The organism is Clostridium tunisiense TJ (assembly GCF_000300195.1).
GTDB classification, from domain to species: Bacteria; Bacillota; Clostridia; order Clostridiales; family Clostridiaceae; genus Clostridium_J; species Clostridium_J tunisiense.
This window is the reverse complement of record NZ_AMQH01000004.1, coordinates 179915-192864: the sequence shown is the minus strand read 5'-3', so window position 1 is coordinate 192864 and position 12950 is coordinate 179915. Positions and strand designations below refer to the sequence as shown.

The following is a 12950-nucleotide window of genomic DNA, read 5'->3' as shown; positions in this document are numbered from 1 at the left end:
AATCCTACTGTCCGAAATTAGACTTTGCCTTTCTTAAATATATTAATAAATTAAAGGAGCAAAGCTATGAAAAACAATGTATTATTAGGATTTTCAGAAGTGGATATTACCCCCTTCTCTAATGTTCAGACTATTGGATTCAATCGAAAAGATAATATGTCAAAAGGAATATTGCATAAACTCATTGCACAAATTTCAATATGGCATTCAAAGGAAGAAAAATGTTGTCTTGTTGCTATAGATCACATAGGATTTTCATGCCAGGAAGGAAATCTACTTCGAGATTTAATTGGAAATGAACTTGGCATTACCCGTGATAAGGTTATGCTCTGCTTTAGCCATACCCACTCTGCACCTAATGTAAGCATTGAAACAGAGTATTTCAGTTTTCTTTGTAATCAAGTTATTTTAGGTGTTAGTGAAGCAGAAAAAAATTTAAAGCCCATTGAAGCTGCTTGGGGCATTGCAGAAGCAGATATAGGAATTAATAGACGAGATGAAAATGGGGTTTTAGATAGGCGTGTGGCTATTCTTAAAATTAGTGATGCTGAACAGTCTCATCTAAGATTGCTTATTTTAAGAGTTACAGCTCATGCTAATGTTTTGCTTAGAGATAATTATTTATTATCTTCAGACTTTATTGGTGTTACAAGGAATTTACTTGAGGAAAAGTATGGTTGCAAGGTAATGATAACCCAAGGGGCTTCTGGTAATGTAAAACCTAAGTATAGTGGCTCATTAGAAGCTTTAGATAAAATGTCAATTGAGATTAAGAACTCTATCGATAAATGTATTGAAAATCTTAAGCCACATACAATTGAAAATTTGTCTATGTTCTCTAAAAGTGAATCTTTCTTTGCAGATGTTCCCACATTAAAACGAGCAAAAGAAATTTCAGATGAAGCTATGAATGAAAATAGCATAGATGGCTCAAAGTGGCTTAAAGAAATTAATTGCTTGCATAGTGAAGGCATAAAACAGCAATCGAAAGATATTGAGATTCAGTATTTTAAACTCAATGAAGGATGTCTTTGTGGAGTTTCTAATGAAATCATGTGTGAAATTGCTGTGGAGGTAGTCCAGGCATGTCATAATGAACTTATATATTTAGGTGGTTATACCAATGGCTGTGATGGCTATTTACCAACTGCTGAAGAATATGATAAAGGCGGCTATGAGGTTCTTCACTCATACTTAATTTATTATATATATCATGGTACAGTTATGCCTCTTAATCCTGATACCGCAAGCAAGTTAGTAAAACTAATTTCTGAGCAATTGTAGAACCAGATTTTTTACTGAAACTCAAAAGAATTTAATGAAAAAACCTATGCTGAATATGATATGCTCCCTTCAAAGTAACAGTTTGTTACTTCAACTTCCACCATAGGAGAGCATATTATTACTCAATTAGCATAGGTCTTTCTTATAAGAACTTCTTCATAATAACTGCGGGTATAGGGTTCCATGATGGAATTTCAACTTATTAAGGATGAATTTCATTCACTTTTATAATATACAAAACTAAAAAAATCTATAAATCCGGATTTTATAAGCTATTTTCAATTTTGCGGTTTAAATCGTAATATATTACATACACATAACATGCTATTATAATGTATATTTGTGGATTTATTTATAGTAATTTTTCATTAGTGAATTCCTGTTTTACCTTCTTTATATGTATAACTATATAACTTACATATTCACCTTAACCCTTTGTGATGAAACAGTTATGATGAAAGTAACCACTGAAACCTTAAGTATAACAGTTAGTTTCTGAGCTAAGAATAAATATATCCTAGTTTTTTCTCAACATAGTTCATGAATTCCTCTTAAAACTCTAAAATCCTGTGAAAAGCACCGTCATATCTTGCTTAACCACCACTTTAGCAATTAATTATAATATAAATAAAATATTATTATATTTATTTACTACAATCACCGCTTTATACTATTTCACTTTAAACAATTTATAGCAAGTGAAAAACAATGATTATAAAATCATATAACTGTGATTTATTACTTCACTGTTGAATATAATGAGCACTGTATCGCAATACATTTATCTCATTTGTCCATATATACTAGTGAAATTAGTCCACACTCTACTTATTTATAAAACTTCTGTACTTAGCTGTCACATAAAAACATAAACATTCGTTTGATTCTTCCATGTTTTTACTCTATAATTATAAATATAGATTTGTATATAATTATCCTCACAAACCTCTAAATCACATTGTGCTCCCATTTCTTCAAGAGCCTATGAATTTCACTATGACAAAATAGATGTTCAACAAGTATTGCAATCATCTTAGTTTTATTAAACACATATAAATCCTCTCTGCATTTCACTCCCCTATTTCTAAATCCACGGCTCATAAATTCAGAAATAATAGCCCTTACAAAGTTTTCCCTTTTCCTCAGGATATCAAAATCCCCCAGTACCATCCCCCCTAGGCATTTATTATGATGAATAGGTATAAAGATAGTAATCACCCTCATTATTAGCTTCTAAAAGCATCTTTCTTAAGGATTCTCCATGACTAGTAACCCCTTTAGGATTGCAATCCACAACTCTAATTCCAGCTATAATACATTTTCTAATAAATCTTGAACCCACTTCAAGATTTTAACTTGCCTTCACTTTCTATTCCCACCGCTCCACTATCAAAAGGTGCATTATAGCCTATATCAATAGCTAATGTCACTCTTTTATTAATCCTATGAATCTCCTCAGCGAAGATATATGCCACTAGAGCATAAATTTCATATTGAGAGGAGAATAAAAATGAACTTTTCAAAAATCGAGAACCTAGTACTACTTTCAAAAGCTGGCAGCGAAAAAGCTAAAGAAGAGCTAATAGGGGATTTTAAACCCTTTATTTTAAACTTATGTAAAAAATCTCATGTAAATGGCTTTGAATTTGAAGACCTTAAAAATGAATGTTACCAAACACTGTTTAAATGTGTAAAAGTGTATGACTTAAGCAAGCACAGATTTGTAGCCTACGCCACCAATGCAATAAAAAATTCTATAAATAACTTAATTAGAATTTCCAAAAGAAGAGACAATAGAGAAGGTCCTAAAACCTTGATTTTAGATGATAATTTAGAGCACGCTTTATTCTATGATATGGACTTTGTAGAGGATCAAATATATAAAGCTACTCTTAATAAAGAATTAAAAGCTTCACTTAAAACTCTAAACAGAGATGAACTGGAACTTATAGACCTTATATATATACGAAAACTTTCTCTAAAGCAGTATTCTGACTGTAAAGGTATTTCTTATGTAAAAGCTATTACTAAGAGGAATAATATGCTTAAGAAACTGAGAAATAGTCTTTCAAAAGAAGATTATATTATATAGTAACTTGGCATTTTAAAGGAGAACAATGTAAACTTACAGATGTTTTCTAGCAGTATAGAACGTAGAAAAAGCATGTTAACTCTATGGAGATTAACATGCTTTTAACCATATAAATAATTGCTATAAACAGTATAAGATTGCGAGCTACATATTATAGCTTGAACTTTTCTGGATTCTTTACTCTCATTGATAAAATATGACCACATTTTGTACATATATCTGCTATAACTTGAGAACCAGTATTAAAGATACCTTTAAGTGGGAACATTGAGCCTTGTGCGTAATGTCTTCCTTTACCAATCTCTTTACACCCACAAATTGGGCATTTCTTACCCTCTTCCATATAATCACTTCCATTCTAATTCTCTATAATATGCGATTGTGCCTTAATACCACTTTAATACATTCATAGTATTAAAGATTTATTTTTAAAAGACATACCTAAAATACTTATTTACAAAGTTAGCCATAGGTCTTTTTTCGTCTTTTTCCCCTATATAATCTAACTCATGATCATAGAAATATAAATATGCTATACTTTTCTTCTTATCAGATGTCCCAATCATGCCGAAAGATTTTGGGTATTCCGCTTTACTTTTGTCATTTCCCTCTACGACTTTAAATTCGTAACTATTTATGGAAAATTCATATTCAGGTATTAAATATTTATCCTCATTATAAGTAGAGGGGACTTTCTTAGTTAAAAAGTTATAATTACTTGTTAATTTCTCCTTTTCACTCTTATAGGTTGCCTCATCATATTCAACAACAAGTACCATTGTGTCTGTATCAGATAGTATTGTTGGTATATGATTGTATTTATATGCTATATCAAGGCTTTTAGGTAAATCCTCAAGAGCAGGCATAAAGTTTTTCGCATATGCATCAATCTTAGTCCCACTATTAAGATACTTCTTAATGTTTGTACTTGACTTGCTACAGCCAGTAAAACTCAGCATCAATACAATAATTGCCATAATTATATATATTTTTTTCATACTTACTCACTACTCCTAAAATAAATAATACTTACTCAACAAATTATATAGTTCTTCAACTATATAAGAATGAGCGCGATAAATTATCCTACGTACTAGTTATTCTTTATGCTATAGATAACACAATCTTTTGATTGACCCTTTGCATTTATTATCATATCTTTAACTATATATTCTTTTTCCATTCCTGCCTTTTCCATAATCCTTCCTGAAGCTAGATTATCTGTGTTATGTGTAGCACTAATTTCACTAACTTTTATATAATTAAATGCAAAGTCTATTACTGCTCTTAATGCTTCTGTTCCGTAGCCTTTATTCCACCAATTATATCCTATTGAGTATCCTACTTTGCATTTCGTTTCATTAAAATCAAAATCAAAAAGATCTATTAATCCTATTAGTTCTTTAGTTTCAGTTAACTCCATTCCCCAGTAATAGAAAGAGGGATTTTCATATTGATCAATGATTTCCTTAACCATATAAACGGTTTCTTCTGAATTTTTGTGTATACCTTTAATCAAGTTATCAGTAACTCTTTCATCTGATTTAAGATAAGTGTAGATAGCTTGAACATCATCAAGTGAAATCTTTCTTAATGTTAATCCTTTTGTATTAATTGTTGCGGTTCCTATATTCATATAGTTCTCTCCTTTTTTAATTAAATTGTAATTAAAAATATCAATCTTTTCTATAAATGCTACCCCTACTTTAAGCAAATTTATAATTATTTCTTCTCAAGGTTCATAATGTCTAAATATATTATGCTATCTTTACAATTCTATTCTACCATATTATTACTGTAATAATATACCTATGACATTTGACTGCCCCTAAAATTAACTCTTTTTAGTTGAAAGCAATAAAATAAATATATCTATTTACTTTATATGTATAATAAAGTAAATTTTTATAAAGTATTTCCATAAATGTACGAGAAAGTTATTAGGTGTATAGTTATTTTAGTTAAAGTATGAAAGGGATGGTTTTAATGAGAAAAATTTATACAACTATATTGAGTTTAAGTTTATGTTTTGTTTTCTTATTCTCTACTACAGCATATGCTGCTGCAATTGATGAAACAGAGGCAAATGATTCATCAAGCACAGCTCAGCTAATTCAAGCAAACAATGAGGATCCTTCCAAAATTATTTCAGGAAACTATGATGGTCAAAACGTTGTTGTTGGTAATATTACTAGTACTACTGATGAAGACTGGTATAAAGTTTACCTGCCTGCTAATAGTGATACTATACTAGGCATAAATAGTTCAGCACTTAGTGGTTCAAGTCAATTTGAAGTATATGATGAAAATTTAAATCTTGTAAGAGGTATACCTTATGTGACCAATCCAGCTTATTTTGGGGCTACTCCATTTTATGTAAATATACCAACATCAGGGTATTATTATGTTAAAGTATCCTCTACGCTACTTACTGGAGAATATAGATTTTATATAGGCGGACCAGACTATGCATTAAATAGTTACACTTATAATGCAACAAGTCCTGTTACATTAACGCCAACAATAAAAACTGCACAAGCTACTTATGACCTTAGCAATATTACTTCACTTCCAAGTAACGCAATTGTTTATTATGTTTCTTTACAAGGAACAAAAGTTAACAGTGCAACCAATCAATATAGAAGCATAAAAATAGAGGGTGATTCTTCATGGATTAGTACATCTTCTTACACATATGTTGCAAATGTACCTGTTATTAGTAATAAAACTTTAAGAAATAGATGGACCTTTAAACTTGACGGTACAGTATCAACTTCAACAGGATATTTTAAATTAACTCCTCAGATTAAGTTTAGCTATATTTATCCTGTACTACCACAATAGTATTAATATAATTTAGAAAATAAGTTTAATAACTATACACCAAAATTTAATTTAAAGATTATAGAGGAAGTGATTTTAAATTGAGAGTTAATAATTATTCAGCTTTAAATAAAGTTATATATGATGATTTTAGAAATAAACAATCTAGATTAATAGAGTCAATAAACAAGTCAGTTTATAAGAAGCCAAATAGTTTATCTTTAGATAGCTTATCAATTGAATCTGGGAAGTTAATTCTTGAAAGTCAGAAAAAACTAGCTTCAATAGGGAAAAATGCAGAGGAATTTGTTGCTAAAGACAATGTTTTGGATTTAAGAAAGGGAACTTATTATAAGTTGAAAACAAGTTCTAATACAACAGCTATACTTACCGTTGGGGATGGAGGTAATGTATACATGCCATTTTCTGAACTAGGACTTGGTGATAATTTTACGTTGCCCCCCTCAGACTATGGTGAAATAAATAAAATTAGAAGATTAATTACTTCTCTTGCAGAAGATGGAAGTGCCTTTGAAGTTCGAACTGGAGGGTTTAAGCATAATGAAATTTTAGATATGCTAGGTAAAGTAGGAATTAAGCCAGGTTGGTTTGAAGTGAAATCTGAGTCAAAAACTAACAAGTTCTATTTAGTGGACAATGGACTAATATATCCTGAATATCAAGCGGAAGCTGAAAGGCGGTATTTTACCAAAGCTAATTTATTTAAATCTGGTTTCACTAAAGACTCAGTATTTATAATTGAGGGAAAAGAATATAAATTAAATGAAAATGGAAGTTTAGATATTCCAGAGGGAGTTTGTTGCCTTATAGATAATATGAAAATTATAAAATAAATTTCTGTACTAAATAGTAATTACATATTAAAGATGCTTACTATTTGAAAGTTTGTAGATTATTAAAGGATTTTTACTTGGCAATCTATAGACATGTTTTACGTTTGAAGCTTGGCGTGCTTTGGAGCCATGGAGTAATAAACCATGCCTTTCACTTGTAATATAATAATTTGTGCCCACAATTTATTTCCCCATGCTGGGCGCACATCAAAAACCAACGTCTGCCCTTTGCAGACGTTGGCTAGTTAAATAACGAACAATTCTATTTTATTATATCCTCTAGGGTATAACACTTTATTCTACTCCAACAAAGAGTCCTCTAGATCCTCGTCTTACTAAATAACTTTGATAAGCAAGTTCATTTGCTAATAGTTTCCTTCCACCAAAGTAATAATCCCATTCAGGAGTTGTAAAGGTTACGATAACTCTACCTCTACCATAAGGATATTCTATCATAACTGGGTTATTATTTTCATCAGTAAGAATTACTCCAGTTCCTATTGGTAAGTTAGTGAAATATCCGTGGGATGATGCGTTCCATCCATCTAAATCATTTCGATAACCATTATCTATGATTTGTCCACAATTACCACCAAAGCAAGGAAGTGCTGCAGTAATTATTGGGTGAGAGCTATTTGCTATATTGTTGTTTTCAGTGTAACTTTCTTGATACTTAAGTCCACCTACAAAGGTAGCAACTGTAGAATAATACTGAACCCAAGCTAAATTTGCAGATAATATACCACCACTTCTTACAAAAGCTTCAATGGAAGGTAGAATTACTTCATTTGGCATTATATTTGCATAGTAATTATCAAATTGTGCAGAGGGAATTATTATTTCTTTAAATCTAGATAAATTAACGGAGTCAATTTGATCTGAGCTTATTGTGCAAAAATTTACTCCTTGTGCTTCAAGTTCTTCATTCATGGAATTAAATCCCCAAGAAGGATTATCTTGAATTAATAATACAGTTTCATTTCCTGTACAGGTATTAACAGACAAAGCTTGTAATTTTTCTTGTCTACCTCGAAAATAGTCTATTGAAGTGTTTCTAATAGAATCTAAATTTTTCATATTAGTCACCTTTTACTTTTATTAGAGACTTTACTCTCTAATATATAATATGTTAAGAAGTTAACCCTTGTTCCTTAAAATCTAGTGAGTTTTTGGCTATCTGCCAATGTTGGAGTGAGAGTATTCAATTAAGCCTAAAGTTCCACTCCCTCCCCCCTTCAATCTCCACTACATAATCCTTACACACTTCATAGGCCCTTGACCCCACAGCTTCATCAAAGCACAGTAATTTCTTCACCACAAACTCTGCACTGTTAATACCACTTGGATGATTCCGCATTAAAAAGTACACCTCCAAATACTGACTTTATATTTGTTCAGCATTTGGGGTGTACTTCAAAGTTACATACCCTTTTAAGAAACTAATTCTGTTCCAATTTATTAATGTCCCTGGGATGATTTATTTATTTAATCTCTTTAACTTCCTTAATTGCCTTATCTCCAAATTGATTATCAACTACCTTTTCATATGGTGGTCTTTCTTTTAAAAGCTCAGGGTTATAGGATTGAATAATATCCATTAATCTTGTCATATCTTCCTTATTAACCACTGGAGTTTTTGAGAAAGCTTCAATTTGTCTGTAGTTTTTAACAACTTGAATCATTATAGCTTCATCTGTATCTGGGAAGAAGGATTTAATTGCTTTTATAACTTCTTCATCAGAGTTTTTCTCAACCCAAAGTTGTCCTTTATATATAGCTCTTGTGAACTTCTCAATAATTTGAGGATTTTTTTCCATATAAGATTTTGTAGCATAGAAGCAAGTGTAAGGAAGAGTTCCTGCTGCTTCACCAATTGAATGAATTGAACCACCTTGCTCTTTAACTATCATACTAGCTGTAGGTTCAAAAATTGCTGCATATTCACCAGTTCCACCTTTAAAAGCTGCTGGCACAACACCAAAAGCAATGTTAGTTATCATGTTCATATCTGTCTTAACATTAATCCCACGATTTCTAAGCACATATTCAAAAGCCATTTGTGGCATTCCACCTGGTCTTCCACCTATAACATCTTTTCCTTTTAAGGATTCCCATTTAAAATCTTTTTCTTCTTTCCTTGAAACTAGGAAAGAACCATCTTTTTGTGTAAGCTGCGCAAATACTATTGGATAATCATCTCTCTTTTGATTATAAATATATAGCACTTGTTCTGGGCCTGAAAAACCTATGTCTGCGTTTCCACTAAGTAGTTGTTGCATGGTTTTATCGAAACCCTTCTCCAAAGCACAGTTTATTGTTATTTCGTCTTCTAACAACACCTTCAGGTAGCTTCGATGAAGATCCACTGATGTTTACTATAAGCTCTTCATTTTTACTATCCCAAACAATGCTTTCTACTATAGCTTTTAAAACTTCTCTCTTTTTAGCTGTTTCCTTAATTAAATTCATGGACGCTTTAAAGATTTTAAGACTTTCATTTATATATTCTATATACTCATTTAGGGTTTCCATAGGTTCCTTTTGTGACTTTAAACCTAATAGTTCTTCCTCTAACTTCTTGTTTTCCACATTTAATTTATTAATCTCATCTTGAATTAAATTAATTATTGGTAAATCTTCTAACAATGCTAGTTTTCTAATTAATCCTTGAATAGATTTCTTATTATCATCAATAGTCTTATTTATTTTTAAAATATTTTCATCTATTTCTGAATGAGCTGCTACCTCACTATTATCTTCCTCTATCTTTGCAATTAGCTGATTAATATCAATAGCTGTAATTTTTGAAAGAATTAAATCTTCGGCTATTTCAGCATTAAGCATTTTACTATCACACCTACTGGCAGCTCTGGCTTTTAGATTACACCTATAATATCTAGCTATATCACCTGTTTTGGGATTTTTCTTGCTCCAGGAACTCATACCACTTCCACAAGTTCCACAAACCATCATTCCTGATAATAAAAACTTATTGCCTGTGCCTGACCTTGGTGAAGACTTCTCCACATTTTCATTATTAATTGCTTGGCATTTTATCCACAGTTTACTTGGAATAATCCCCTTGTGAGTTCCCACAGCCACAATCCACTGATTGATTGGTTTATCCTTTTTACCATTTTCTCGTTTGTTGTAAGGCATCACACCATTAGTCCCATTAAAATCCCCATAAGTAATAGCTCCATGATTTTGAAAAAACTTTTCAATCCTCCCATCTGCAATAGCATACACTGGATTTTTAATAATTTGTTCCACAGACGTTCTAGAAAACTCTCCACCAGTTTTACCCTTATAATTATTTTTACAAAGGTAGGTTGCAACGGACGGAAAACCTTTCTTTTTAAGGTAAAGATCATAAATTAGTTTTACTATTTCAATTTCCTCAGGAACTTCAATAAGCTTATACATCTTTTTATTTTTCCCATTTTCATCAACATACTCTACTGCTTCTGACTTATATCCCAGGGGAGTAGTTCCCCCAAGCCATCTACCTGTCTTAGCAAGTTCCATCATATTATCTCTGATTCTTTCTGCTATGGTTTCCCTTTCTAACTGTGCAAAAACAGAGGATATATATACCATGGCTCTACCTATGGGAGTTGAAGTATCAAACTGCTCTTTTATGGATATAAAATCAATGTTCTTACCTTGTAATTCCTCAAGGGTAGAAGAAAAATCAGCGACACTACGTGAAATTCTATCCAGCCTATAACAAATAAGAACATTAAACTTTTTCTCCTTAGCATCTTTCATCATATTCTTAAAGCTAGGTCTATTAATATTTCCTCCACTAAAACCTTCATCCTTGTAAATAATAAATTCCTTAATTCCTAGCCTTGAGCCATACTCCTTACATAATTGTATTTGGTTATCTATTGATTCTCCCTTTTCTGTTGCAACGGATTTTCTTGCGTATATAGCAGCTTTCATAGACACCTCCATAACCATGTGAAAATAAAGACTTCATCATATCGAAAATTAATTTCTACATGAGCATAAAATCTACTTACTTTAAGTTTATGAAATTAAGCACTGAGACTTGATTAAATATGGGTTTAAAATAGGAATAATTTAAAATAGGGGTAATAATGTATTAATAGAAGCAATTTTAATGTGGAGCAACCATGACTAAAACAAATATAAAGGTTAAGGTAAATCATCCCGAAACAGAAGAAGGAATGAAAAAGTATGAGGAAATTAAGGTAGAAAATTTTTATAAGATTTTAAAGGATATGCTTAATAAGGATGGGTTAAAACTGTTAGGCGATGCTCTTAAAAGGAATAAGTCTATTTAAATAGGCAAATTTAAATGTAATTTTAATAAATGGTGAAAATAGTATATGCAAAATTAAGAATTTAAACCTATAAAAATCCACTACAAACAAAACCAAGGCTGCTAACCTTGGTTTACTTTATTGTATTTATTAAATTAATTAATTCTTCTTTAGTTTTAACCTTATCCTCAAATTTTTCCTCTAGTAACATAGGGACTTGATGTGTTACTTTATCCTCCTCTATTTTAAACTTTCCTTGATATGATCCTAAAACTATGTAACAATTATCTTTGCTAGATTTCCCTTGAAATCTTTGAGCAAAAACTATAAAATGTTCTCCCATTTCCATAGGTGGTATTCCATCATTTGTGGATTTTACATCTTTGAATTCTTTAGGGTCAAAAAACTTATCTGGAAATTTATTTTTATATTCTTTAATAAGAATCTCCTTTGGAATAATTCCCCCCTCATCTATAATACATACCTTACTGCCTTTCAATACATCATTACTACCAGTCTTAAACACATCATAGATTTCTACTTCAGTGTATGTAATTGGTATATTTTCATCATACATTTCAGATTTTGCATTAATAACCCTACCTTCAATAATTATATCTGCATCTGCCTTTAATTCACGTATATTCTTATAAACTTTTTTCAGTATTATTCTCGAATCTTGAACTTCATATTCCTCATTCTTGTTATTGATATGGATTGAACTTGAAACTTGAGCTGTAGTAACTATACTTTTAGACTCATTTATAAAATTTTCTATAAAGTGATTCTTGTAAGTTATCGCAAATAAAGCCACTATTAAAAAAGTAAGCAATGTTAGTTTTCTTCTCATTTTATTTACTCCTTCCTAAATTATAATTCTTAGTTAGTTATTATAAATGTAGTGTTCTCAATTTAATAATTTTAAATTTATGCTTTACTATAATAAAATATTAAGATTTTGAGCAAAATAAAAAGAGTGATAAGACATCACTCTTTGGTCACATTTTAAGAAAGTTGTGAATTAATTCTTGTTTATTATGCGAAAGAATAAAGTTCATCACTTTTTCCTATTTCATAATGACACTCAATTATTTCACCAGGGGCAATTCTTTCTGCATATGTCAATGTTCTTATAACCATTTCATGGCATACCATTATCACTTTATTATAATTTGCGTACTTATCAGCAACCTTTTTAACTCTACTTCTTAATGAATTTAAGTCTTCCCATCGTCTTATCTCTCCGTTAGGATAGATACCTTTATGATTATTAAAATCTTTTGTTAAGTCTAAACATTCTTCAAATACACGATATTGAAAGGTTAAATCAGGCATCCATTCATGTAAGTCCATCTCTACTGTTATATCAATATTTGTCTTTTGAGAAATAATTGCAGCAGTCTGTAAAGCCCTTGTATATGGGGAAGATACAATAATATCTGCACTTTTTAATCTCGGGTCTATTGCTGTTGTCAATGCTTGTGCTATACCTTCTTTTGATAAAGGCGCCAAATCTTTGCCATGTCCTATATATCCTCTTTCATCACATGGGCTATAATCCGGTTGTCCATGTCTAACTAAATAAAATTGTGCCATATAACATCC

The 12950-nt window shown here is 30.9% G+C and carries 17 protein-coding genes; 5 read left to right on the top strand and 12 right to left on the bottom strand.

Features of this window, described 5'->3' with window-relative positions:
• Nucleotides 1-66: 66 nt before the first annotated feature.
• Nucleotides 67-1284, top strand: a complete 1218-nt coding sequence (locus C661_RS0103675) for a hypothetical protein (protein WP_017413946.1) — start codon at nt 67-69, stop codon at nt 1282-1284.
• A gap of 948 nt (nt 1285-2232) precedes the next feature.
• Here the strand turns inward: C661_RS0103675 and C661_RS0103670 are convergent.
• The 3 genes from C661_RS0103670 to C661_RS0103660 are packed head-to-tail and all read right to left on the bottom strand — an operon-like array spanning nt 2233 to nt 2807.
• Nucleotides 2233-2454 carry an N-acetylmuramoyl-L-alanine amidase CwlD gene (locus C661_RS0103670; protein ID WP_017413945.1) on the bottom strand — a complete coding sequence of 74 codons (222 nt, stop codon included), beginning with the start codon at nt 2452-2454 and terminating at the stop codon, nt 2233-2235.
• A gap of 16 nt (nt 2455-2470) precedes the next feature.
• The gene (locus C661_RS23560) at nt 2471-2626 is read right to left on the bottom strand and encodes a hypothetical protein (RefSeq protein ID WP_017413944.1); all 156 of its coding nucleotides are present in this window, start codon (nt 2624-2626) and stop codon (nt 2471-2473) included.
• A gap of 1 nt (nt 2627) precedes the next feature.
• Nucleotides 2628-2807 carry a hypothetical protein gene (locus C661_RS0103660; protein WP_017413943.1) on the bottom strand — a complete coding sequence of 60 codons (180 nt, stop codon included), beginning with the start codon at nt 2805-2807 and terminating at the stop codon, nt 2628-2630.
• Between C661_RS0103660 and C661_RS0103655 the strand changes: the two genes are divergently transcribed.
• On the top strand, nt 2795-3376 hold the full coding sequence (locus C661_RS0103655) for a sigma-70 family RNA polymerase sigma factor (protein WP_017413942.1): 582 nt from the start codon (nt 2795-2797) through the stop codon (nt 3374-3376). The genes C661_RS0103660 and C661_RS0103655 overlap by 13 nt on opposite strands.
• A gap of 151 nt (nt 3377-3527) precedes the next feature.
• Here C661_RS0103655 and C661_RS0103650 read toward each other — a convergent pair whose 3' ends face one another.
• From C661_RS0103650 to C661_RS0103640, 3 genes are all read right to left on the bottom strand, one after another.
• Complete coding sequence (locus tag C661_RS0103650) at nt 3528-3719, bottom strand: hypothetical protein (RefSeq protein ID WP_017413941.1); 192 nt, start codon at nt 3717-3719, stop codon at nt 3528-3530.
• An 85-nt stretch (nt 3720-3804) separates the two neighbouring features.
• Nucleotides 3805-4374 (bottom strand): hypothetical protein, encoded by a 570-nt coding sequence (locus C661_RS0103645; protein ID WP_017413940.1) that lies wholly within the window; start codon nt 4372-4374, stop codon nt 3805-3807.
• A gap of 95 nt (nt 4375-4469) precedes the next feature.
• Nucleotides 4470-5012 (bottom strand): GNAT family N-acetyltransferase, encoded by a 543-nt coding sequence (locus C661_RS0103640; RefSeq protein WP_017413939.1) that lies wholly within the window; start codon nt 5010-5012, stop codon nt 4470-4472.
• Nucleotides 5013-5362: 350 nt separating this feature from the next.
• On the opposite strand from C661_RS0103640, the gene C661_RS0103635 reads away from it, so the two are divergent.
• Complete coding sequence (locus C661_RS0103635) at nt 5363-6220, top strand: fascin domain-containing protein (RefSeq protein WP_017413938.1); 858 nt, start codon at nt 5363-5365, stop codon at nt 6218-6220.
• Between the two features lie 80 nt (nt 6221-6300).
• Entirely contained in the window at nt 6301-7053 is a 753-nt protein-coding gene (locus tag C661_RS0103630) for a hypothetical protein (protein WP_017413937.1), read from the top strand.
• Between the two features lie 294 nt (nt 7054-7347).
• Here C661_RS0103630 and C661_RS0103625 read toward each other — a convergent pair whose 3' ends face one another.
• The 4 genes from C661_RS0103625 to C661_RS0103610 form a co-directional block, all read right to left on the bottom strand.
• Entirely contained in the window at nt 7348-8130 is a 783-nt protein-coding gene (locus tag C661_RS0103625) for a hypothetical protein (RefSeq protein ID WP_017413936.1), read from the bottom strand.
• 124 nt (nt 8131-8254) lie between these two features.
• Complete coding sequence (locus C661_RS23885; protein ID WP_017413935.1) at nt 8255-8410, bottom strand: hypothetical protein; 156 nt, start codon at nt 8408-8410, stop codon at nt 8255-8257.
• 124 nt (nt 8411-8534) lie between these two features.
• Complete coding sequence (locus C661_RS0103615) at nt 8535-9356, bottom strand: ABC transporter substrate-binding protein (protein WP_242825970.1); 822 nt, start codon at nt 9354-9356, stop codon at nt 8535-8537.
• The gene (locus C661_RS0103610) at nt 9337-11001 is read right to left on the bottom strand and encodes a recombinase family protein (protein WP_017413933.1); all 1665 of its coding nucleotides are present in this window, start codon (nt 10999-11001) and stop codon (nt 9337-9339) included. The genes C661_RS0103615 and C661_RS0103610 overlap by 20 nt, the downstream gene beginning before the upstream one ends.
• Before the next feature lie 194 nt (nt 11002-11195).
• Here C661_RS0103610 and C661_RS23555 point away from each other — a divergent pair, with 194 nt between their 5' ends.
• Nucleotides 11196-11366 carry a hypothetical protein gene (locus C661_RS23555; protein WP_017413932.1) on the top strand — a complete coding sequence of 57 codons (171 nt, stop codon included), beginning with the start codon at nt 11196-11198 and terminating at the stop codon, nt 11364-11366.
• 112 nt (nt 11367-11478) lie between these two features.
• On the opposite strand, the gene C661_RS0103600 is transcribed toward C661_RS23555, so the two are convergent.
• Entirely contained in the window at nt 11479-12195 is a 717-nt protein-coding gene (locus tag C661_RS0103600; protein ID WP_017413931.1) for a hypothetical protein, read from the bottom strand.
• Between the two features lie 185 nt (nt 12196-12380).
• Complete coding sequence (locus C661_RS0103595) at nt 12381-12941, bottom strand: histidine phosphatase family protein (RefSeq protein ID WP_017413930.1); 561 nt, start codon at nt 12939-12941, stop codon at nt 12381-12383.
• Nucleotides 12942-12950: the final 9 nt, after the last annotated feature.

What these genes read in the sequence shown, in the direction of transcription:
- C661_RS0103610 (WP_017413933.1), bottom strand. Translation starts at nt 11,001, where the DNA reads ATGAAAGCTGCTATATACGCAAGAAAATCCGTTGCAACAGAAAAGGGA.
- C661_RS0103600 (WP_017413931.1), bottom strand. Translation starts at nt 12,195, where the DNA reads ATGAGAAGAAAACTAACATTGCTTACTTTTTTAATAGTGGCTTTATTT.
- C661_RS0103670 (WP_017413945.1), bottom strand. Translation starts at nt 2,454, where the DNA reads ATGGTACTGGGGGATTTTGATATCCTGAGGAAAAGGGAAAACTTTGTA.
- C661_RS0103675 (WP_017413946.1), top strand. Translation starts at nt 67, where the DNA reads ATGAAAAACAATGTATTATTAGGATTTTCAGAAGTGGATATTACCCCC.
- C661_RS23555 (WP_017413932.1), top strand. Translation starts at nt 11,196, where the DNA reads ATGACTAAAACAAATATAAAGGTTAAGGTAAATCATCCCGAAACAGAA.
- C661_RS0103655 (WP_017413942.1), top strand. Translation starts at nt 2,795, where the DNA reads ATGAACTTTTCAAAAATCGAGAACCTAGTACTACTTTCAAAAGCTGGC.
- C661_RS0103625 (WP_017413936.1), bottom strand. Translation starts at nt 8,130, where the DNA reads ATGAAAAATTTAGATTCTATTAGAAACACTTCAATAGACTATTTTCGA.
- C661_RS0103640 (WP_017413939.1), bottom strand. Translation starts at nt 5,012, where the DNA reads ATGAATATAGGAACCGCAACAATTAATACAAAAGGATTAACATTAAGA.
- C661_RS0103595 (WP_017413930.1), bottom strand. Translation starts at nt 12,941, where the DNA reads ATGGCACAATTTTATTTAGTTAGACATGGACAACCGGATTATAGCCCA.
- C661_RS23885 (WP_017413935.1), bottom strand. Translation starts at nt 8,410, where the DNA reads ATGCGGAATCATCCAAGTGGTATTAACAGTGCAGAGTTTGTGGTGAAG.
- C661_RS0103650 (WP_017413941.1), bottom strand. Translation starts at nt 3,719, where the DNA reads ATGGAAGAGGGTAAGAAATGCCCAATTTGTGGGTGTAAAGAGATTGGT.
- C661_RS0103645 (WP_017413940.1), bottom strand. Translation starts at nt 4,374, where the DNA reads ATGAAAAAAATATATATAATTATGGCAATTATTGTATTGATGCTGAGT.
- C661_RS0103635 (WP_017413938.1), top strand. Translation starts at nt 5,363, where the DNA reads ATGAGAAAAATTTATACAACTATATTGAGTTTAAGTTTATGTTTTGTT.